General features: G+C 66.4%; 31 protein-coding genes. 4 read left to right on the forward strand and 27 right to left on the reverse strand.

The features are described from left to right. Nucleotides 1-12 precede the first annotated feature (12 nt). The 23 genes from rplR to ACZ6DT_RS27810 form a co-directional block, all read right to left on the reverse strand. Nucleotides 13-411, reverse strand: coding sequence for a 50S ribosomal protein L18 (gene rplR, locus ACZ6DT_RS27700; protein WP_465600460.1), 399 nt, complete (start codon nucleotides 409-411; stop codon nucleotides 13-15). A 2-nt stretch (nucleotides 412-413) separates the two neighbouring features. Beyond that, nucleotides 414-953, reverse strand: coding sequence for a 50S ribosomal protein L6 (gene rplF, locus ACZ6DT_RS27705; RefSeq protein WP_465600463.1), 540 nt, complete (start codon nucleotides 951-953; stop codon nucleotides 414-416). A gap of 16 nt (nucleotides 954-969) precedes the next feature. Further along, nucleotides 970-1368, reverse strand: a complete 399-nt coding sequence (gene rpsH, locus ACZ6DT_RS27710) for a 30S ribosomal protein S8 (RefSeq protein WP_005166791.1) — start codon at nucleotides 1366-1368, stop codon at nucleotides 970-972. An 80-nt stretch (nucleotides 1369-1448) separates the two neighbouring features. After that, complete coding sequence (locus ACZ6DT_RS27715) at nucleotides 1449-1634, reverse strand: type Z 30S ribosomal protein S14 (RefSeq protein WP_005166789.1); 186 nt, start codon at nucleotides 1632-1634, stop codon at nucleotides 1449-1451. A 4-nt stretch (nucleotides 1635-1638) separates the two neighbouring features. Beyond that, nucleotides 1639-2202, reverse strand: coding sequence for a 50S ribosomal protein L5 (gene rplE / locus ACZ6DT_RS27720; RefSeq protein WP_061979954.1), 564 nt, complete (start codon nucleotides 2200-2202; stop codon nucleotides 1639-1641). A 2-nt stretch (nucleotides 2203-2204) separates the two neighbouring features. Then, the gene (gene rplX, locus ACZ6DT_RS27725; protein ID WP_465600465.1) at nucleotides 2205-2519 is read right to left on the reverse strand and encodes a 50S ribosomal protein L24; all 315 of its coding nucleotides are present in this window, start codon (nucleotides 2517-2519) and stop codon (nucleotides 2205-2207) included. A gap of 3 nt (nucleotides 2520-2522) precedes the next feature. Beyond that, complete coding sequence (gene rplN / locus ACZ6DT_RS27730) at nucleotides 2523-2891, reverse strand: 50S ribosomal protein L14 (RefSeq protein WP_005166785.1); 369 nt, start codon at nucleotides 2889-2891, stop codon at nucleotides 2523-2525. Between the two features lie 78 nt (nucleotides 2892-2969). Then, a complete protein-coding gene (gene rpsQ, locus ACZ6DT_RS27735; protein WP_007031041.1) occupies nucleotides 2970-3251 on the reverse strand; it encodes a 30S ribosomal protein S17 in 282 nt (93 codons plus the stop codon). Then, nucleotides 3248-3496 carry a 50S ribosomal protein L29 gene (gene rpmC, locus ACZ6DT_RS27740; RefSeq protein ID WP_007031040.1) on the reverse strand — a complete coding sequence of 83 codons (249 nt, stop codon included), beginning with the start codon at nucleotides 3494-3496 and terminating at the stop codon, nucleotides 3248-3250. The genes rpsQ and rpmC overlap by 4 nt, the downstream gene beginning before the upstream one ends. Beyond that, nucleotides 3496-3915 (reverse strand): 50S ribosomal protein L16, encoded by a 420-nt coding sequence (rplP, locus tag ACZ6DT_RS27745; RefSeq protein ID WP_061979956.1) that lies wholly within the window; start codon nucleotides 3913-3915, stop codon nucleotides 3496-3498. Before rplP ends, rpmC begins: the two co-directional genes overlap by 1 nt. Nucleotides 3916-3918: 3 nt before the next feature. Beyond that, the gene (gene rpsC, locus ACZ6DT_RS27750; RefSeq protein WP_465600468.1) at nucleotides 3919-4779 is read right to left on the reverse strand and encodes a 30S ribosomal protein S3; all 861 of its coding nucleotides are present in this window, start codon (nucleotides 4777-4779) and stop codon (nucleotides 3919-3921) included. Then, nucleotides 4779-5195: a 50S ribosomal protein L22 gene (rplV, locus tag ACZ6DT_RS27755; RefSeq protein ID WP_007031038.1), complete on the reverse strand. Its 417-nt coding sequence runs from the start codon at nucleotides 5193-5195 to the stop codon at nucleotides 4779-4781. Before rplV ends, rpsC begins: the two co-directional genes overlap by 1 nt. Before the next feature lie 29 nt (nucleotides 5196-5224). Then, nucleotides 5225-5506 carry a 30S ribosomal protein S19 gene (rpsS, locus tag ACZ6DT_RS27760; RefSeq protein WP_026468892.1) on the reverse strand — a complete coding sequence of 94 codons (282 nt, stop codon included), beginning with the start codon at nucleotides 5504-5506 and terminating at the stop codon, nucleotides 5225-5227. Between the two features lie 18 nt (nucleotides 5507-5524). Then, nucleotides 5525-6361 carry a 50S ribosomal protein L2 gene (gene rplB, locus ACZ6DT_RS27765; protein ID WP_465600471.1) on the reverse strand — a complete coding sequence of 279 codons (837 nt, stop codon included), beginning with the start codon at nucleotides 6359-6361 and terminating at the stop codon, nucleotides 5525-5527. A gap of 16 nt (nucleotides 6362-6377) precedes the next feature. Further along, the gene (gene rplW, locus ACZ6DT_RS27770; RefSeq protein ID WP_465600474.1) at nucleotides 6378-6689 is read right to left on the reverse strand and encodes a 50S ribosomal protein L23; all 312 of its coding nucleotides are present in this window, start codon (nucleotides 6687-6689) and stop codon (nucleotides 6378-6380) included. Then, nucleotides 6686-7372 carry a 50S ribosomal protein L4 gene (rplD, locus tag ACZ6DT_RS27775; RefSeq protein ID WP_465600476.1) on the reverse strand — a complete coding sequence of 229 codons (687 nt, stop codon included), beginning with the start codon at nucleotides 7370-7372 and terminating at the stop codon, nucleotides 6686-6688. Before rplD ends, rplW begins: the two co-directional genes overlap by 4 nt. Nucleotides 7373-7374: 2 nt before the next feature. Further along, nucleotides 7375-8025 (reverse strand): 50S ribosomal protein L3, encoded by a 651-nt coding sequence (rplC, locus tag ACZ6DT_RS27780; RefSeq protein WP_410650136.1) that lies wholly within the window; start codon nucleotides 8023-8025, stop codon nucleotides 7375-7377. Between the two features lie 31 nt (nucleotides 8026-8056). After that, the gene (gene rpsJ / locus ACZ6DT_RS27785) at nucleotides 8057-8362 is read right to left on the reverse strand and encodes a 30S ribosomal protein S10 (protein WP_003102098.1); all 306 of its coding nucleotides are present in this window, start codon (nucleotides 8360-8362) and stop codon (nucleotides 8057-8059) included. Nucleotides 8363-8757: 395 nt separating this feature from the next. Continuing rightward, entirely contained in the window at nucleotides 8758-9951 is a 1194-nt protein-coding gene (gene tuf, locus ACZ6DT_RS27790; protein WP_276366384.1) for an elongation factor Tu, read from the reverse strand. A gap of 124 nt (nucleotides 9952-10075) precedes the next feature. Continuing rightward, on the reverse strand, nucleotides 10076-12172 hold the full coding sequence (fusA, locus tag ACZ6DT_RS27795) for an elongation factor G (RefSeq protein WP_465600480.1): 2097 nt from the start codon (nucleotides 12170-12172) through the stop codon (nucleotides 10076-10078). Nucleotides 12173-12235: 63 nt separating this feature from the next. Further along, on the reverse strand, nucleotides 12236-12706 hold the full coding sequence (gene rpsG / locus ACZ6DT_RS27800) for a 30S ribosomal protein S7 (RefSeq protein ID WP_005166770.1): 471 nt from the start codon (nucleotides 12704-12706) through the stop codon (nucleotides 12236-12238). After that, on the reverse strand, nucleotides 12706-13080 hold the full coding sequence (gene rpsL / locus ACZ6DT_RS27805; RefSeq protein WP_003102113.1) for a 30S ribosomal protein S12: 375 nt from the start codon (nucleotides 13078-13080) through the stop codon (nucleotides 12706-12708). Before rpsL ends, rpsG begins: the two co-directional genes overlap by 1 nt. 377 nt (nucleotides 13081-13457) lie before the next feature. Then, nucleotides 13458-13604, reverse strand: coding sequence for a hypothetical protein (locus ACZ6DT_RS27810; RefSeq protein WP_465600482.1), 147 nt, complete (start codon nucleotides 13602-13604; stop codon nucleotides 13458-13460). A gap of 190 nt (nucleotides 13605-13794) precedes the next feature. Between ACZ6DT_RS27810 and ACZ6DT_RS27815 the strand changes: the two genes are divergently transcribed. The 4 genes from ACZ6DT_RS27815 to ACZ6DT_RS27830 are packed head-to-tail and all read left to right on the forward strand — an operon-like array spanning nucleotide 13795 to nucleotide 17325. Continuing rightward, nucleotides 13795-14373, forward strand: a complete 579-nt coding sequence (locus ACZ6DT_RS27815) for a YbaB/EbfC family nucleoid-associated protein (protein ID WP_465600484.1) — start codon at nucleotides 13795-13797, stop codon at nucleotides 14371-14373. Next, nucleotides 14370-14702 carry a hypothetical protein gene (locus ACZ6DT_RS27820; RefSeq protein ID WP_410577484.1) on the forward strand — a complete coding sequence of 111 codons (333 nt, stop codon included), beginning with the start codon at nucleotides 14370-14372 and terminating at the stop codon, nucleotides 14700-14702. The genes ACZ6DT_RS27815 and ACZ6DT_RS27820 overlap by 4 nt, the downstream gene beginning before the upstream one ends. A gap of 13 nt (nucleotides 14703-14715) precedes the next feature. After that, the gene (locus ACZ6DT_RS27825; RefSeq protein WP_465600488.1) at nucleotides 14716-15879 is read left to right on the forward strand and encodes a hypothetical protein; all 1164 of its coding nucleotides are present in this window, start codon (nucleotides 14716-14718) and stop codon (nucleotides 15877-15879) included. Between the two features lie 9 nt (nucleotides 15880-15888). Then, nucleotides 15889-17325 (forward strand): hypothetical protein, encoded by a 1437-nt coding sequence (locus tag ACZ6DT_RS27830; protein ID WP_465600490.1) that lies wholly within the window; start codon nucleotides 15889-15891, stop codon nucleotides 17323-17325. Between the two features lie 4 nt (nucleotides 17326-17329). Here the strand turns inward: ACZ6DT_RS27830 and ACZ6DT_RS27835 are convergent, their stop codons facing one another. The 4 genes from ACZ6DT_RS27835 to ACZ6DT_RS27850 all read right to left on the reverse strand — a co-directional run bounded on the left by ACZ6DT_RS27835 (nucleotide 17330) and on the right by ACZ6DT_RS27850 (nucleotide 18997). Continuing rightward, nucleotides 17330-17830: a GNAT family N-acetyltransferase gene (locus ACZ6DT_RS27835; protein WP_465600493.1), complete on the reverse strand. Its 501-nt coding sequence runs from the start codon at nucleotides 17828-17830 to the stop codon at nucleotides 17330-17332. Between the two features lie 135 nt (nucleotides 17831-17965). Beyond that, the gene (locus ACZ6DT_RS27840; RefSeq protein ID WP_465600495.1) at nucleotides 17966-18457 is read right to left on the reverse strand and encodes a hypothetical protein; all 492 of its coding nucleotides are present in this window, start codon (nucleotides 18455-18457) and stop codon (nucleotides 17966-17968) included. Nucleotides 18458-18512: 55 nt separating this feature from the next. After that, on the reverse strand, nucleotides 18513-18737 hold the full coding sequence (locus tag ACZ6DT_RS27845) for a hypothetical protein (RefSeq protein ID WP_465600498.1): 225 nt from the start codon (nucleotides 18735-18737) through the stop codon (nucleotides 18513-18515). A gap of 26 nt (nucleotides 18738-18763) precedes the next feature. Beyond that, nucleotides 18764-18997: a hypothetical protein gene (locus ACZ6DT_RS27850; protein ID WP_465600500.1), complete on the reverse strand. Its 234-nt coding sequence runs from the start codon at nucleotides 18995-18997 to the stop codon at nucleotides 18764-18766. Nucleotides 18998-19031: the final 34 nt, after the last annotated feature.

Consider the following 19031-nt stretch of genomic DNA (forward strand, 5'->3'; position numbering starts at 1 on the left):
CGAGCATCTGCATCAGAATTCCAACCCCGCTTCACGGGCGGCGTCGGCCAGTGCGGCGATGCGGCCGTGGTAGGCGTTACCGCCACGGTCGAACACCACGGTCGAGACACCGGCGTTCTTGGCGCGGTTGGCGACAAGCTCCCCGACCTTCGCGGCCTTGGCCTTCTTGTCGCCGTCGAGCGCGCGGACGTCCGCCTCGAGGGTGGACGCCGACGCCAGGGTCTTGCCGGCGAGGTCGTCGATCAGCTGCACGGCGATGTGCCGCGACGAACGCTTGACGACCAGGCGCGGACGCTGGTCGGTGCCGTTGATCTTCTTGCGAAGGCGGAAGTGCCGACGGGCCTTCGCGACGCGGCGGCGGGTCGAGATGTCCCTGCCGACCGGCTTGCGCTTCGTAGTCGTGTCGCTCATGATCACTTACCCGTCTTTCCGACCTTGCGGCGGATCTTCTCACCCTCGTAGCGCAGGCCCTTGCCCTTGTACGGGTCCGGGCGGCGCAGCTTGCGGATGACCGCGGCGATCTGGCCGACCTTCTGCTTGTCGATGCCCGAGACCGAGAACCGGGTGGGGGTCTCGACCTTGAAGGTGATGCCTTCCGGGGCCTCGATCTTCACCGGGTGGCTGTAGCCGAGGGCGAACTCGAGGTCCGAGCCCTTGGCCTGCACGCGGTAACCGACACCGTGGATTTCTAGCTTCTTCTCGTAGCCCGTGGTCACACCGACGACGAGGTTGTTGACCAGCGTCCGGGTGAGACCGTGCAGGGCACGGCTGGTGCGCTCCTCGTCGGGCCGCTTCACCTGCAGCGTGCCGTCCTCGGCGCGCTCCACGGTGATCGGCTCGGCGATGGTGTGCTCAAGAGTGCCCTTGGGCCCCTTGACCTGAATGTGCTGACCATCGATGGTCACCTCGACCCCGGAGGGGACGGCGACCGGCAGCTTTCCAATGCGTGACATGTCTGTGCCCCCTTCCTTACCAGACGTAGGCGAGGACTTCGCCGCCCACGCTGTTGCGCTTGGCCTGACGGTCGGTCTGGAGGCCGGACGACGTCGAGATGATCGCGACGCCGAGGCCACCGAGAACCGACGGCAGTTCGGTCGATTTTGCGTAGACCCGCAGGCCGGGCTTGGACACGCGGCGAAGGCCGGCGATGCTGCGCTCACGGTTGGGGCCGTACTTCAGCTCCACGATGAGGTTCTTGTGCTTCTCGCCCGGCTCGTCGCGGTAACCCGAGATGTAGCCCTCGCGCTTGAGGATCTCGGCGATGTTCGCCTTGATCTTCGAGTGGGGAAGCACGACCTCGTCGTGATAAGCCGAGTTCGCGTTACGCAGACGGGTCAAGAAGTCTGCGATGGGGTCGGTCATCGTCATGGTGACCTGTCAACCTTTCTCGCCCTGGTTCCCTGCGTCTACCGCGAGGCCTGTGGCGAAGTGGGAGTTAAAAAAGACTCTTACCAGCTGGACTTGCGGACGCCGGGCAGCTCGCCCGCGTGTGCCATCTCGCGAAGGCAGATCCGGCAGAGTCCGAACTTGCGGAACACCGAGTGCGGGCGACCGCATCGCTGGCAACGCGTGTAACCGCGAACCTTGAACTTCGGCGTCTTCGCGGCCTTGTGGACCAGTGCTTTCTTGGCCATCGACTCAGTTCTCCTTGAACGGGAAGCCGAGCTTGCGAAGCAACGCGCGGCCCTCGTCGTCGGTGTTGGCGGTGGTGACGACAGTGACGTCCATACCGCGCGGGCGGTCGATGGCGTCCGGGTCGATCTCGTGGAACATCGACTGCTCGTTGAGACCGAACGTGTAGTTGCCGTTGCCGTCGAACTGCTTCGGCGAAAGCCCGCGGAAGTCACGGATACGCGGAAGCGCGATGGTCAGCAGCCGGTCGAGGAACTCCCACATCCGGTCGCCGCGCAGCGTGACGCGCGCGCCGATCGGCTGGCCCTCACGCAGCTTGAACTGCGCGATGGACTTGCGGGCCTTGCGAACCTCGGGCTTCTGCCCGGTGATCGCAGCCAGGTCGCGGATGGCGCCTTCGATCAGCTTGCTGTCACGGGCGGCGTCACCGACACCCATGTTCACGACGACCTTGACGACGCCCGGGATCTGGTGGACGTTCTCGAAGGAGAACTCCTCCTGGAGCTGTCCCTTGATCTCCTCGCGGTACCGCACCTTCAGGCGCGGGGCGATCTTCTCTGCGGTGGTCATGATCAGATGTCCTTACCGTTCCGGCGCGCGACCCGGACCTTCTTGCCGTCCTCGCCGATGCGGTAGCCGATGCGAGTCGGCTTGCCGTCGGAGTCGACGACCATCACGTTCGAGACGTGGATGGGCGCCTCCTGGGTGACGATGCCACCGGACTGCGCGCCGCGCTGGGTCTGGGAGATCCGGGTGTGCTTCTTGATCCGGTTCACGCCTTCGACCAGCACGCGCTCGCGCTCGGGGTAGGCCTGGATGACCTTGCCCTTGGCACCCTTGTCCTTGCCGGCGATGACGACGACCGTGTCGCCCTTCTTCACCTTCATGCTCTACAACACCTCCGGCGCGAGCGAAATGATCTTCATGAACTTTCGGTCGCGCAGCTCGCGGCCCACCGGGCCGAAGATGCGGGTGCCGCGGGGCTCATTGTCGTTCTTGATGAGCACAGCAGCGTTCTCGTCGAAGCGGATGTAAGAACCGTCCGGACGACGGCGCTCCTTGCGCGTGCGAACGATGACGGCCTTGACGACGTCACCCTTCTTCACGCCGGCAGCCGGCATGGCGTCCTTCACGGTGGCGACGATGATGTCGCCGATGCCCGCGTAGCGCCGCCCCGAGCCGCCGAGAACGCGGATGCAAAGGATTTCCTTCGCGCCCGTGTTGTCGGCAACCCGAAGCCGCGACTCCTGCTGGATCACGTCTACTCCTGTATGTCGCGCTGGTTCTCGCGCTGAGGCGCGAGCCTTGCGGAACTAAGGGACTCGAAAGAGCCCTACTTACTTGGCCTTCTCCACGATCTGCACCAGACGCCAGCGCTTGGTCGCCGACAGCGGGCGGGTCTCCATCAGGGTGACCCGGTCGCCCACGCCCGCCTCGTTGTTCTCGTCGTGCACCTTGACCTTGCTGGTGCTGCGGAGAACCTTGGCGTAACGACGGTGCTTCTTGCGGTCTTCGAGCTCGACCACGATCGTCTTGTTCATCTTGTCCGAGACGACGTAACCCTCACGGACCTTGCGGTCGTTACGGGGGGCCGCCTCAGCGTTGGGCTGCTCGCTCATGCGGCACCTTCACTCTCGGCGTCAGGGGAAACGGACAGGCCGAGTTCACGCTCGCGCATGACCGTGTAGATCCGCGCGATGTCCGTGCGGACGGTGCGCAGACGGCGGTTGTTGTCGAGCTGTCCGGTCGCCATCTGGAAGCGGAGGTTGAAGAGCTCCTCCTTGTATTCCTTCAGACGCAGAACGAGCTCTTCCGCGGTGAGCTCACGCAGCTCCGATGCCTGGGCGGCACCTGCCTTCGCCATCAGAACTCACCACCTTCACGGGTCACGATGCGGCACTTCATGGGCAGCTTGTGGATCGCGCGACGGAGCGCCTCACGGGCGGTCTCCTCGTTCGGGAACGAGATCTCGAACATCACGCGACCCGGCTTCACGTTGGCGATCCACCACTCGGGCGAACCCTTACCGGAACCCATGCGGGTTTCCGCCGGCTTCTTGGTCAGCGGGCGGTCCGGGTAGATGGTCGTCCACACCTTGCCACCACGCTTGATGTGACGCGTCATGGCGATACGAGCGGACTCGATCTGCCGGTTGGTCACATAGCTGTGCTCAAGTGCCTGGATGCCGTACTCGCCGAAGCTCACGTTCGTACCGCCCTTGGCGGCACCGTGGCGCTTCGGGGAGTGCTGCTTCCGGTGCTTGACCCTGCGCGGGATGAGCACGTGTCAGCCCTCCGTCTTTTCTGCAGTCTCAGCAGCCGGGGCCTCGGTGGCAGTGCCACTCTTGGGGGCGGCGTCGTCGCTCTTGGCGGCGGCGGCTGCCCGACCGGCTTCGGTCGAGGTCGGCGTCGTGCCCGACGCACCGGAACGGCGCGGGCGGGACGGACGGTCACCACGGTCACGGCGCGGGGCGCGCTCGGCGGCCGCTGCGGCGTCACGCGCCTCACGGGCCTTGAGGCCACCCACGAGCTCACCCTTGTAGATCCACACCTTCACGCCGATGCGACCGAACGTCGTCTTGGCCTCGAAGAAGCCGTAGTCGATGTCGGCGCGCAGCGTGTGCAGCGGGACGCGGCCATCGCGGTAGTGCTCGGAGCGGGACATCTCGGCACCGCCGAGACGACCGCCGCACTGCACGCGGATGCCCTTGACCTGCGGCGAACGCATGGAGGTCTGGATCGCCTTGCGCATCGCGCGGCGGAACGCCACCCGGTTGCTCAGCTGCTCCGCGACACCCTGAGCGACGAGCTGGGCGTCGGCCTCGGGGTTCTTGACCTCGAGGATGTTCAGCTGGACCTGCTTGGCGGTCAGCTTCTCCAGCGCGCCGCGGATGCGGTCGGCCTCCGCGCCGCGACGGCCGATGACGATGCCCGGCCGGGCGGTGTGGATGTCGACGCGGACCCGGTCACGGGTGCGCTCGATCTCGACCTTGGAGATCCCGGCGCGCTCCATGCCCGTGGACAGCAGCTTCCGGATCTTGACGTCCTCGGCCACGTACTCCGCGTACTGCTTGTCGGCGTACCAACGCGACTTCCAGTCCGTGGTGATACCCAGGCGGAAGCCGTGCGGGTTGATCTTCTGGCCCACTACCGGCCACCTGCCTTCTTCTTGCCCTGTGCCTTCTTGGCTTCGGCCTTCGGACGCGACTCCACCTCGACGGTGATGTGGCTGGTCCGCTTGCGGATCCGGTACGCGCGGCCCTGGGCCCGCGGACGGATGCGCTTGAGGGTCGGGCCCTCGTCGGCGTAGGCGTTCTTGACCCAGAGGGTGTCCGGATCGAGATCGAGGTTGTTCTCGGCGTTGGCCATGGCGCTGGCGAGCACCTTCGCGACCGGCTCGCTTGCCGCCTGCGGGGCGAACTGGAGCACGGCCAAGGCGTCGGCGGCGCTACGTCCCTTGATCAGCTCGATCACCCGGCGCACCTTGGTAGGCGAGTCCCGGACGAAGCGAGCCCGCGCGTAAGCCGTCGGCAAAGCCTCGGCCACGTCGTTCTGGGCGTTCATCGCTAGCTTCCTTGTTCTCTCGTGCCCGCTCAGCGGCGGCGCGACTTGCGGTCGTCCTTGATGTGGCCCTTGAAGGTCCTGGTCGGGGCGAACTCGCCCAACTTGTGACCCACCATCGCCTCGGTGACGAACACCGGGACGTGCTTGCGGCCGTCGTGCACCGCGATCGTGTGACCCAGGAAATCCGGGATGATCGTGGAACGACGCGACCAGGTCTTGATCACGGTCTTCTTGCCCGACTCGTTGAGAACGTCCACCTTCTTGAGCAGGTGGTCGTCCACGAAGGGGCCTTTTTTAAGGCTGCGTGGCATGTGCTTCTACCTCCCTGCTCAGCGCTTGTTCTTGCCGGTACGGCGACGTCGGACGATCATCGAGTCCGAAGCCTTGCGGCGACGGGTACGACCCTCGGGCTTACCGTTCGGGTTCACCGGGTGACGACCACCGGAGGTCTTACCCTCACCACCACCGTGCGGGTGGTCGACCGGGTTCATGACGACACCACGGACGGTGGGGCGCTTGCCGCGCCAGCGGTTACGGCCCGCCTTGCCCCAGTTGATGTTGGAGTGCTCGGAGTTGCCGACCTCGCCGATGGTGGCGCGGTTGCGCACGTCGACGTTGCGGATCTCGCCCGAGGGGAGACGAAGCTGGGCGTAAGGCCCGTCCTTCGCCACCAGCTGCACCTTGGCACCGGCGGACCGCGCCATCTTCGCGCCGCCACCGGGGCGGAGCTCGATCGCGTGGATCACGGTGCCGACCGGGATGTTGCGCAGCGGCAGGTTGTTACCCGGCTTGATGTCGGCGCGGGGGCCGTTCTCGACCGTGTCACCCTGCTTGAGCTTCTCCGGGGCGATGATGTAGCGCTTCTCGCCGTCGGCGTAGTGCAGGAGCGCGATACGAGCGGACCGGTTGGGGTCGTACTCGATGTGCGCGACCTTGGCGGGAACGCCGTCCTTGTCGTTCCGGCGGAAGTCGATCAGCCGGTACGCACGCTTGTGGCCACCGCCCTTGTGGCGGGTGGTGATCTTGCCGCTGGAGTTACGGCCGCCGGTCTTGCTCAGCGGACGCAGCAGCGACTTCTCCGGGGTCGACCGAGTGATCTCGGCGAAGTCGGAGACGCTGGAACCGCGACGACCCGGGGTCGTCGGCTTGTACTTGCGGATGCCCATGTGTCAGCTCAGTCCTTTACGCGGTGGGTCCGCCGAAGATCTCGATCGGCTTGCTCTCAGCCGAAAGAGTCACGATGGCGCGCTTGGTGTCCTTGCGCTTGCCGAAGCCGGCGCGAGTCCGCTTACGCTTGCCCTGGCGGTTGAGGGTGTTGACACTGACCACCTTGACGCCGAACACCTTCTCGACCGCGATCTTGATCTGGGTCTTGTTGGCGTCCGGGCGAACCACGAACGTGTACTTGTGGTCTTCGAGCAGTCCGTAGGACTTCTCGGAGATCACCGGCGCGAGCAAGACGTCGCGGGGATCGGGGATGGCGATCGCACTCACTGCTCGTCACTCCCTTCGGTCTCGCTCGACCGCGCGCTGGCCTTCGCGCCCTTGCCCCTGACGGGACCGGCGACGAACACGTCGTAAGCGGCCTTGGTGAACACCACGTCGTCGTTGACCAACACGTCGTAGGTGTTGAGCTGGTCGGGCGTGATGAGGTGGACGTCGGCCAGGTTGCGCAGCGAGTTCCAGCTCAGCTGGTCGTCGCGGTGCAGGACCACGAGAACGCGCTTGGCCTGGGTCACCGCGGCGATGACGGCCTTGGCGGACTTGGTGGACGGCTTCTCGCCGGTCACCAGTTCGGTGACGACGTGCAGCTGTCCGGCACGGGCCCGGTCCGAGAGGGCGCCACGGAGAGCGGCGGCCTTCATCTTCTTCGGGGTCCGCTGGGTGTAGTCACGCGGCGTGGGGCCGTGGACGACGCCACCACCGGTGAACTGCGGCGCACGGGTCGAACCCTGGCGGGCGCGGCCGGTGCCCTTCTGGCGGTACGGCTTCTTGCCACCACCGCGGACTTCACCGCGGGTCTTGGTGTCATGCGTGCCCTGGCGCGCGGCGGCCAGCTGGCCCACCACGACCTGGTGCATGAGGGGCACGTTGGCCTGCACGTCGAAGATCTCCGAGGGGAGCTCGACCGTGCCGTCGGCTTTACCGGCCGGGGTCTTCAGCTCGACGCTGGTCATGTTCAGTTACCACCCTTCGCGGCGCTGCGAACGAACAGCAGGCCGCCCTTGGGACCGGGCACGGCGCCCTTGATCAGCAGCAGACCGTCCTCGGCACGCACGGCGTGCACGGTCAGGTTCTGCGTGGTGACCCGGTCGTTGCCCATCCGGCCCGCCATGCGCAGGCCCTTGAAGACGCGGCCCGGGGTGGCACAGCCACCGATCGAGCCGGGCTTGCGGTGCACGGCCTGGGCACCGTGGCTCGCGCCCTGGCCCTTGAAGCCGTGACGCTTCATGACACCGGCGTAGCCCTTGCCCTTGCTGGTACCGGTCACGTCGACCTCGATACCGGCCTCGAACACCTCGGCGGTGATCTCCTGGCCGACCTCGTAGGTCTCGGCGTCGGTGGTACGCAGCTCCGCAAGGTAACGACGCGGGGTCACGCTCGCCTTGTCGAAGTGGCCGGTGCGCGGCTTGTTGACCCGGCGCGGGTCGACCGCGCCGAAAGCCAGCTGCACGGCCTTGTAGCCGTCGGTTTCCTGGGTCCGAACCTGGGTGACCACATTCGGACCGGCCTGCACGACGGTCACCGGGACGACCCGGTTGTTCTCGTCGAAGACCTGGGTCATGCCGAGCTTGGTGCCCAGAATGCCCTTCATTTGCCTGTCAGACATGAGTCTCTTACTCTCCGCCGCTCGCCAGCCGCTACTGGATGTTGACGTCGACGCTCGCCGGCAGGTCGATGCGCATGAGCGCGTCGACCGTCTTCGGCGTCGGGTCGAGGATGTCGATCAGACGCTTGTGCGTGCGCATCTCGAAGTGCTCGCGCGAATCCTTGTACTTGTGCGGCGAGCGGATGACGCAGTAAACGTTCTTCTCGGTGGGCAGCGGCACCGGCCCGACAACACGGGCGCCGGTGCGCGTGACCGTCTCGACGATCTTGCGCGCCGAGGTGTCGATCGCCTCGTGGTCGTAGGCCTTGAGCCGGATGCGGATCTTCTGTCCCGCCATGGTGGCTGCGTTCCTTGTCGTCTCGTGCCGCTTTGTCTCTTCAAACCCCGGCGGGGCCGGAGTTCTCGCAGTTCAACGGCCCTGTCCCCGGTCCACGCGGTCGGGCGTGTCGCGCCCGACGCACAGACGGATCCCGCGGGATCGTCGTCTTGCTGGTCTTCCTCACGTGAGGAGGGCGGTGAGCCGTCAATGCCGTCTCAACCGCCGTGCCCGCTGGCCTCACCCGAAGGAAGAGTTCCACGGACCGTGGCCGCTCATACCAGGGCGGCCGGAACCTGCTCATCGAATGACTTGCAAGGTTCGGCCGCCCCAGGACGAGCAACCTGAATAGTGTTGCACACGTGATTTGACGCCTTGAACCCGGGGGTGTATCAGACCCCCGGGTCGGCGTTAAATCACTTGACGATCTTGGTGACCTGGCCGGCGCCCACGGTCCGTCCACCCTCACGGATGGCGAAACGCAGACCCTCGTCCATGGCGACCGGCTGGATCAGCACGACGCTGATGTCCGTGTTGTCGCCCGGCATGACCATCTCGACACCCTCCTTGAGGGTGACGACGCCGGTCACGTCCGTGGTACGGAAGTAGAACTGCGGGCGGTAGTTGTTGAAGAACGGGGTGTGACGGCCACCCTCGTCCTTCGACAGGATGTAGACCGAGCCCTCGAACTCCGTGTGCGGGGTGGTGGTGCCCGGCTTCACGACGACCTGGCCGCGCTCGACGTCCTCGCGCTTGATACCACGGACCAGCAGACCGACGTTGTCGCCGGCCTCACCCTGGTCGAGCAGCTTGCGGAACATCTCGACACCGGTGACGGTGGTCTTGGTCGACTTTTCCTTGATGCCGACGATCTCGACCTCTTCGTTCACGTTGACGCGGCCACGCTCGATGCGGCCGGTCACGACCGTGCCACGGCCGGTGATCGTGAAGACGTCTTCGATCGGCATCAGGAACGGCTTGTCGAGCTCACGCACCGGGTCCGGCACGTTCTCGTCGACGGCCGCCATGAGCTCGAGCACGCTCTCGCCCCACTTGGCGTCGCCCTCGAGGGCCTTCAGGCCGGAGACCTTGACGACCGGAGCGTCGTCACCAGGGAAGTCCTGGGAAGACAGCAGCTCGCGGACCTCGAGCTCGACGAGCTCCAGGATCTCCTCGTCGTCGACCATGTCGGCCTTGTTCAGCGCGACCACGATGTAGGGCACGCCGACCTGCTTCGCGAGCAGCACGTGCTCACGGGTCTGCGGCATCGGGCCGTCGGTCGCCGCGACCACGAGGATCGCGCCGTCCATCTGCGCCGCACCGGTGATCATGTTCTTGATGTAGTCCGCGTGACCGGGGGCGTCCACGTGAGCGTAGTGACGCTTCTCGGTCTGGTACTCGACGTGCGAGATGTTGATCGTGATGCCGCGCTGCTTCTCTTCCGGCGCGTTGTCGATCTGGTCGAACGCCGACGCCGTGTTCAGCTCGGGGTACTTGTCGTGCAGAACCTTGGTGATCGCCGCGGTCAGAGTGGTCTTACCGTGGTCGACGTGACCGATGGTCCCGATGTTGACGTGCGGCTTGGTCCGCTCGAATTTCGCCTTCGCCACTGGAATGTCCTCCTGGACTGTTTTGCTTACTCACCGGCCAACGTGGCTGTCGGACGGGGTTTCGTTTCTTGACGGATGCTGCGGACGTTCAGGAGTGTTCCTTATGCCCGCGAGCGGACGGGAACTACTCCCCCGTCGCCTTCGCGATGATTTCCTTCGCGACGTTCGCGGGAACCTCGGCGTAGGAGTCGAACACCATGGAGTAGTTGGCACGTCCCTGCGTACGCGAACGCAGGTCACCGACGTAACCGAACATCTCCGACAGCGGGACCAGTGCCTTGACGACACGGGTACCGGTGCGCTCCTCCATGGCCTGGATCTGGCCACGGCGGGAGTTGAGGTCACCGATCACATCGCCCATGTAGTCCTCGGGCGTGGTGACCTCGACGGCCATCAACGGTTCGAGGATGACCGGACCGGCCTTCTTGGCGGCTTCCTTCATCGCCATGGAACCGGCGACCTTGAAGGCCATTTCCGAGGAGTCGACCTCGTGGTACGCACCGTCGAGCAGGGTGAACTTCAGTCCGACCAGCGGGTAACCCGCCAGTACGCCGTACTGCATGGCGTCCTGCGCGCCCGCGTCGACCGACGGGATGTACTCCCGCGGCACGCGGCCACCGGTGACCTTGTTCTCGAACTCGTACAGCGCGCCGTCGGTGGTCTCGAGCGGCTCGAGCTTGACGATGACCTTCGCGAACTGACCGGAACCGCCGGTCTGCTTCTTGTGCACGTAGTCGAGCTTCTCGACCGTCCTGCGCACCGTCTCGCGGTAGGCGACCTGCGGCTTACCGATGTTCGCCTCGACCTTGTAGTCGGACTTCATCCGGTTCACCAGCACCTCGAGGTGCAGCTCACCCATACCCGCGATGATCGTCTGGCCGGTCTCCTCGTCCAGGTTGACCTGGAACGTGGGGTCCTCTTCGGCCAGCTTCTGGATCGCCAGCGACAACTTCTCCTGGTCGGCCTTGGTCTTCGGCTCGATCGCGACGCGGATGACCGGCGCCGGGAACGTCATCGACTCGAGGACGATCGGGTTCTGCGGGTCCGCCAAGGTGTCACCGGTGGTGGTGTCCTTGAGGCCCTGCACGGCGTAGATGTGGCCTGCCTGGCCCTCTTCGACCGGATTCTCCTTGTTGGAGTGCATCTGGAACAGGCCGCCGATGCGCTCCTTGCGCTCCTTGGTCGCGTTGACGACCTGGGAGCCCTTGCTGATCTTGCCCGAGTAGACCCGGATGTAGGTCAGCTTGCCGAAGAACGGGTGCGCGGCGATCTTGAACGCGAGGGCCGCGAACGGCTCTTCGGTGTTCGGCTTGCGCAGCGCGGTCTCGCCGTTGGGGAGGATGCCCTCCACGGCGGGAACGTCGAGCGGTGTCGGCAGGTAGTCGATGACCGCGTCGAGCATGGGCTGAACGCCCTTGTTCTTGAACGCGGAACCAGTGAGCACCGGGTACGCCTCGCGGGCGATGGTGAGCTTGCGGATGCCGGCCTTGATCTCGGCCTCCGTCAGCTCTTCGCCACCGAGGAACTTCTCCATCAGGTCATCGTCGGTCTCGGCGATGGCCTCGAGCAGCTTCTCCCGGTACTCGGCGGCCAGCTCGGTGAGATCGGCGGGGATCTCCTCGACGCTGTAGTCCTCGCCCTTCTGGACCTCGCCACGCCAGGTCAGCGCCTTCATGCGGACCAGGTCGACGACGCCTTCGAAGGCGTTCTCGGAACCGATCGGCAGCTGGATGACCAGCGGCTTGGCGCCGAGGCGCTCCTCGATGGTGCGGACGGTGAAGTAGAAGTCCGCGCCGAGCTTGTCCATCTTGTTGACGAAGCAAATACGAGGAACCTCGTACTTGTCCGCCTGGCGCCAGACCTGCTCGGACTGCGGCTCGACACCTTCCTTGCCGTCGAAGACGGCGACGGCACCGTCGAGCACACGGAGCGAACGCTCCACCTCGACGGTGAAGTCGACGTGGCCAGGGGTGTCGATGATGTTGATCTGGTGGTCGGCCCAGAAGGTGGTGGTGGCAGCCGAGGTGATGGTGATACCCCGCTTCTGCTCCTCCTCCATCCAGTCCATGGTGGCGGCGCCATCGTGGACTTCACCGATCTTGTAGTTGACCCCGGTGTAGAACAGGATCCGCTCGGTGGTGGTGGTCTTACCGGCGTCGATATGGGCCATGATGCCGATGTTGCGGACCTTGTTCAGGTCGGTCAGCACGTCACGTGCCACGAGAGTGTTCCCCTGTCTCAAAATTGGGGCCCGGCAAGGCTTTGATCGGCAGCCGGGCGGTCATCACCAGCGGTAGTGCGCGAAGGCCTTGTTGGACTCGGCCATCTTGTGCGTGTCCTCGCGCCGCTTCACGCTGGCGCCGAGGCCGTTGCTCGCGTCGAGCAGCTCGTTCTGCAGGCGCTCGATCATGGTCTTCTCGCGGCGGGCCGCGGAGAAGGAGACCAGCCAGCGAAGCGCGAGCGTGGTGGAACGTCCCGGCTTGACCTCGATCGGCACCTGGTAGGTGGCACCACCGACGCGGCGGCTCTTCACCTCGATGGTGGGCTTCACGTTGTCAAGGGCGCGCTTCAGCGTGACGACCGGGTCGGTGCCGGTCTTCTCGCGAGCGCCTTCGAGGGCGCCGTAGACGATGCGCTCGGCCAGGGACCGCTTGCCGTCCTTCAGCACCTTGTTCACCAGCTGGGTGACCAGCGGGGATGCGTAGACGGGGTCAGAGATCAGCGGCCGCTTCGGGGCCGGACCCTTGCGGGGCATTAGCTCTTCTCCTTCTTCGCGCCGTACCGGCTGCGCGCCTGCTTACGGTTCTTGACACCCTGGGTGTCGAGCGAACCGCGGATGATCTTGTAGCGGACACCCGGCAGGTCCTTCACACGACCACCGCGCACGAGCACCATCGAGTGCTCCTGCAGGTTGTGGCCTTCACCGGGAATGTAGGCGGTGACCTCGATGCCGCTGGTCAGCTTCACACGAGCGACCTTGCGAAGCGCCGAGTTCGGCTTCTTGGGGGTTGTGGTGTACACGCGAGTGCACACGCCACGCCGCTGCGGGCTCCCCTTGAGGGCCGCGGTCTTCTGCTTGGCAGCCTTGTCCTGGCGGCCCTTACGGACCAGCTGCTGGATCGTGGGCAATGGACCAGCTTTCTGTTCGCGATCTTGCTACTACGTGTTGTCTCCGGCCCCCGCGGTCGGGCGTGTCGGCCCGCGTCACGGTCTTGCGACCGGTAACTTCCCGTAGGGATTTTCCGTCGGATCCCGTGTGGGCGAAGCCGGTGGACCGGATGCCTGAGCACCCCGTCCATGCCGCACGGCACACGGGACGGCCCGACGCCTGCCGGGCACGGTCTCCAAAGATACCCGGCCTCTTCCGGACCGGCCAAATCGGGGGGTCTATAACTATATCGTGCCGGGCGACACGCCGCGGCGACCCTGATGGAACGGCGTTTCGGGCCAGATCTCCATCCATGCCCCCGCCACCGCCCTCACCGGAGGCGCCGCGCACCCGGTCTTCATTCCTCGTCGGGCTTGGCGTGGTCCGCCCGGCCCGGACGCGGGTCCCTCGAGAGGTCGATCAGCGGATGCACGGGAGCCCCCTCCGGCGCCGCGTGACTCCCCCGCCGTGGTTCTTCGACGCTTTCCGGCTGCTCGGCGTCCATGACGCCCTCCCCTCACTCGTGCTGATTCCGCCCCGCTCGGCGAACCACGCTACCTATTCCCCCATCGGGTGAGCTGGATGGATCCGGAAAGGACACCATCGCGTCAAAGCGGTGAATGGGTCACGATGACACCGGTCACAGTGCCGCGCGCTGATGGCCGGACGACGCACCGCAAGCACGGGGAGGCTCCATGTCGGCCGAGTTCGAACAGCTCGTCGCGGAATACGAGAAATTCCAATCCAAGATCAAACAGGCCGAGACGCAGTTCGCGAAGGTCGGCGAGATGCAGAGCGAACTGGCGGAACTGGAGTCGGTGGCGACGTCACCGGACCGTTCGGTCACCGTCGTCGCGGGCCCCGGCGGGTCCGTGAAGGACATCCGCCTCAGCCCGGAAGCCCTTCGGCAGCAACCACAACTGCTCGCCGCCGCCATTCTGTCCACTTTGCACACCGCGGTCGCCGACGCGGCGCGGAAGCAGGCGGGGATCGTCGACGCGCAGTTCGGCGGAACGTTCCATCTGAACGTCGAAGAACAGGTGCTCGAAGCCCAAGCCGAAGCTTGGGGAACCACAACGGACGATCTGCGGTCTCAGATGTCGGAGGAGCCACCACCGAGCACCCCCCGCCGCCCTCGGAACGAAGACGACTTCAGCGAGGAAACGGTGCTCCGGCGGTCGGACGAGCCGACTTCCGGACGACCGCCGTCGGCCGGGAACTCGTCCGGTGACCAGTTCCTCAAGAACCTGTTCGACGAGGAGGACCACCGATGACCGGACCAGGCGGGCACGCGGTCAAAACGCAGGCCTTGATCGACTACGCGAACAAACTCGGTTACTACAAGGACGAGGCGGGCAAGTTCGGCGGCCTCGTCGACCAGGCCGACGTCACGGACAAGTCGTGGGGCCTGATCGGGCTCGCGGTGAAGCAGACCTACACCGGCAAGCTCGCCGATCTGCGCGAGCTGCTCGAACTGATGAAGACCGGGGTCGACGCGTTCTCCGGGAAGATGACCCAGGCGGCGTCGATCTACAACGGCTTCGAAAACGACGCGACGATCACCCTGGGGAAGTACGAAGCCAAGATCGACGGACCGAAGTGAGCTGGGGGACGGCATGACCGACGAGAAGGCGAGTATCGCCGGCGGCGTCAAGATCACGGGTGACGACAGCTTCGGCAAGAACGCGCTCGACGCGGCGAAGAAGGTGCCGATCGCGGGCAAGGGCGTCACCACCGTCGCCAACGCCTACGAGAAGTTCGGCGCCGCGCAGGGCCCTGGCGACCTCGTGGCCGCGGGCGGGCAGCTGGTGCAGGACGGCGCCGGGTTCATCGCGGGGGCGGGGGCGGACCTCGCGAGCTTCGTGCTCGACCCGGTGGGCTGGCTGGTCAGCAACGGCCTGAACATCCTGATCGAACTGATCCAGCCGCTGCAGGACGCGCTGCATTTCGTCACGGGCGACGGCCCGGCGCTCAAGACCGCGGCCGGCAACTTCGGCAACATCGCCAAGGGCTTCGTCACGCTGGCCGACGACTTCGTCAAGACCGGCGACGAGTCCCTGAAGGACTGGGTGGGCGACGCGGGCGACGCGGCCCGGAACGCGCTCGGCGACTTCGCCGTCGGTATCAAGGGCATCGGCAACAGTGCCGGGACGGTGGCCGAGACGCTGCAGATGTGGTCGATGGTGATGACCGTCATCGAAGAGGTCGTCAAATCGATCATCTCCGAGCTGGTCACGTGGGCGATCTACATCTGGCTGCCCGCGCTGGCCGCTTCCGTCGTCAGCCTCGGTTCGTCGGTGGCCGCCGCGATGACCGCGACGATCGCCAAGGCCGCGAGCGCGATGGGCAAGATCACCAAGCACCTCGGCAAGCTCGGGAAGCTCCTCGACAAGTTCATGGGCTTCATGCTCAAGTGGACGGACGACCTGGTCAAACAGGGTTCGAAGCTGACGAAGGCGGGAAAGGTCGGGATGACCCCCGGTCAGGAGAAGGCGATCGTCGGCGCGTTCGCCAAGGGCTCCGGGACCCAGCTGGGCACGTTCGGCGATGCCGCGAAGGACGTCCTCAAGGGTGTGCCGAACCAGGCGATCAAGCAGGTGGTCGGGGTCAATCCCACCGATCTCTCGAAGGGCTCGGCGTACCAGGGCAAGGCGGCTTTCGACGTCGCGAACAAGGCCATCGACAACACCAGGACCACCACGACCGGGCAGGAATACGGCCGGACCGGCGGTCGCCACAGCGAAGAGGAGACCCGCGAGAACCTCGACATGGACCAGTAGGGTCGCCCGATGGACGATCAGCTGGCCGGGCCGTGGCTCATCGCCGGTGGGTACACCCTGGCTCTGGGGCTGTTGCTGCTCGGCGGGCGCTTCGACGGACGGCGGCCCGCGGCGGCGGCCGTCAGCTACGCGCTCTGCGGGATCCTCGTCTCCGAAACGTCGCTGTACTGGCTCTCGGCGGGGTCCGGCAGTGCGGTGCCCGGCTGGCTCTGGTTCGCCTTCCCGTTGGTGATCGCGGCTTTGGCGGCGTGGCGGGGGCATCGGCAGAAGACGTGGACCGGCAGGCTCGACGCGACCGGCGAACCGAGCTTCGGCGTGCTCCCCCAGCGTGGGATCGCCGTCACCCAAGCCTCTCCCGAGTCGGTGGCGACCGCTGTCGAGTTCGAGCACAACGGGCATCGGCTACTCGGGGTCGAGTACGGGCTCGGCGGCTCGGAGGGCTTCCCGGACTTGGCCAGGACAGCTGACCTGATTGATGGGACGTACGCCCTGATCCAGCTTCGGACGCCTGTCGTGCCGTCGGTCGTCATCACCCCGCTCGCGGGTGCCTTCGAGCCGGAGCGGTTCACACCGCTGGAGGACGCCCGCATCGCGCGGAACACCGTCGGGACACCGAAGCCGGACGCGCTGCTCCAGCGATTCGAGACCGGCACGGAGTTCGACCGCCGGTTCACCGTGACGACGTCCGATCCGGAGTTCGCCAAGTCGCTGCTCTCCCCCGGCGTTCGCACACTGCTGGAGGGCGACTCGTGGTTCCGGGTCCACGAAGTCGCTTTTCACGGCGGTTCGTTGTGGACCTCCGAAGCCGGGACGCTGACCGAAGAGATGATGTTCGCCGACTCCCGGCGTCTGGCCATCTTGGCGTCCACAGTGGACTGGGAAGACGCGGATTTCCGAGCCGTCGCGGTGGCTTCCGACACCAGTGACGCCGGATGGCTCGGCGGACGGCGAGGTCCGCTCGCCGGGCTCCGCGGCCCGCTCAACCGGCGCAGGGAGGCGGCGGGCCGTCAGCCGCTGTCGTCGCTGTCACTGGTGGCACGCATGGTCGTGTCGCTCGCGCTGGTTTTGCCGGGGCTGGCACTCGCGGTGAACTCGCTGACCGCGTTGACCGGGCTCGCGCCCGAAGCGCGCCTCACCGTGACCGCGATCCTGCGCGCGGAGGCGGGCACGTCGAGCTGCACCGGCTGCGGCAACGGCAACCTGGTGGACGGCACCTACGAACTCGACGGCGAGACGCACGAGGTCAAGGACCTGCGCTGGATGTCCTTCGGGACGTTCCCGGAGCGGGGTGACGTCGTCGATATCGCCGTGACCCCGCTGTGGTGGCATCCGCTGATCGAGGGCAAGGACACCGGCGTCATCCTGCTGCTGATCGGACTGGCCCCCGTCCTCGCCGGTGCCCTCCTCGCCAAGGCGACCTTCACCCCGCGGCCGCGTCGCCTTTAGCGGGCTAAACGCGATCCGGCACGGTCTGGACCAGGGACTTCGCGAAGTAGTGGTGCGCGAAGGGGTCGTCGTTGAAGGGCTCGACAGTCTCGTAGCCGAGGCGGGTGTACAGAGCCCTCGCCTCGACGAGGTCGTCGCGGGTGTCGAGGCGAATCAGCGTGGCCCCGAGGCCCCGGGCGACGTCCTCGGCGGCGGCCACGAGCAGCGTCGCGCCGCCCTTGCCGCGTTCGGACTTCCGCAGGAAGACGCGTTTGAGTTCGGTGATCTCGGGCGCGACGACCCGCAACCCCGCGCACCCGGCCAACACCCCGTCGCGCCGCGCGAGCAGGAAGGCACCGGTCGGCGGGACCATGTCCCGGCTGTGGTTTTCCTCGAGCAAGACGTCGAGCTCCTCCTCGGTGACCTGGCGCTCGTAGAAGCGGGAGGCGATCTCGTCCAGGTACTCACGCAGTAGCTGGGCGGCGTCCGGGTGATCGACGGGGGTGACTTCGAAGCTCCAGGTCATGGCTACATTCTGCCTACCCCGGCCAGCGAATTTCCCCCACCGCCGGATCGCGATTAGGGGGCTAAAGTCGACACCGGGGCCGGAGAGCGCGCCAGGCCCCGGATCGCGTTTAGCCCGCTAAAGGCGACGCGGTGGTCACGAGGGGGCCAGGCGGCCGGCGCAGGTCGCGACCTCACCGGGAGCGGACTTCTCCGAGGTGACGACGGCGCCGCCCACGGCCACCCGGCATTCGACGGCGCCCTCGCCTTGCCCCATCAGCTGGACGGCCGGCGGGGTGCCGGTGTTCTTCCACGTGAGCTCCTTGCGCCACGGCAGCGTCACCTGCAACTCCTGGTGCACGAGCCCCAGCCCATTCGAGTCGTAGACCACGGTCGCGGTCCCCGTCCCGGCGAGTTCGTAGGCGATCCGCCAGTCGTTCGACACCGGCTGCGGCCGCGCCTGGCTGAGTGTCCGCGTGATCGTGCGGTCCGGCTCCCGCGTCGGCACGGCGCCGGTCGGCTCGCCGACGACGGCCACGGTCTCGGTCTGCGGTTCCTCACCGCCGTTGAGCAGCACCACACAGGTCGCGAGCGCGGCCACCACGATCCCCGCGATGGCGATGCGCCCGATCAGTTGCCTGTCGGCCATCGGTCCTCCTCACCGAAAACGGCGGCGCGGCCTGAGAGCCGCGCCGCCGCGGAAGTCAGGACGGCAGCAGCCGGCCGGGGACGCCGTTGAGGGACTGGATGAGGCCCAGCACCGGGACGCCGAGCGGCGCGAACGTCCAGATGTTGTCGAGGTCGCTCGTGTCAGGCTCATCGACGACCACGACATCGTTCGGGGCGGCGAGCGCCGGAGCGGCCGAGCCGAGCACGACGAGGCCGGCGAGCGCGGCACCGGTGACAGCGCGAACAAAGGTCTTCATCACGAGGTTCTCCTTTGCTGGTAACGGTTTTACGAAATCGGCGTGATAATCCCGTAGATCGGGGCGAGGACGTCGGTGGGGACGGGAACGGTCGGTCCGAGCAGTCCGCCGAGGTCGAGGCCGGGAATCAGCCAGACCGCGGGGTTGCCGCCACCGGTGGGCAGGGCCGGGAGCGGGTCGGCGGAGGCGACCCCGCCGGTGAGTCCGGACAGCGCGCCCGCGACGGCGAGCGGCAGCAGCACACGGGCCGCGATTCGCTTCATCTTTTCTCCCTTTTCTTCACCGCTGCTGGAATCG

The organism is Amycolatopsis sp. NPDC041971 (assembly GCF_055588925.1).